Origin of the sequence: Microvirga pakistanensis, from assembly GCF_004458765.1 — a bacterium.
In the GTDB taxonomy this organism is placed as follows: domain Bacteria; phylum Pseudomonadota; class Alphaproteobacteria; order Rhizobiales; family Beijerinckiaceae; genus Microvirga; species Microvirga pakistanensis.
Map to the genome: position 1 here is coordinate 1 of NZ_SPJX01000662.1, position 223 is coordinate 223.

Genomic DNA, 223 nt, shown 5'->3' on the forward strand with positions numbered 1-223 from the left:
GATTTCGCGCGTTCGCGTGGTCGAGGCGGACGAGGACATCGTGCATGAGGGCGAGCATCCCTCCGAGAGCAACCTGCTGCTCGACGGCTTTGCCGCGCGCTACAAGATCTTTTCCAACGGGCGGCGTCAGATCACGGCCATCCATGTCGCCGGCGATTTCGTCGACCTGCACAGCTTCCTCTTAAGGACGATGGACCACGGCGTTCTGGCGCTCACGCCCTGC

The 223-nt window shown here is 63.2% G+C and carries 1 protein-coding gene; it reads left to right on the forward strand.

Going from position 1 to position 223, the window contains the following annotated elements; all coding sequences use genetic code 11:
* The coding region (locus E4K09_RS26080) for a cyclic nucleotide-binding domain-containing protein (protein WP_244610697.1) at positions 1–223 on the forward strand (223 nt) is incomplete at both ends.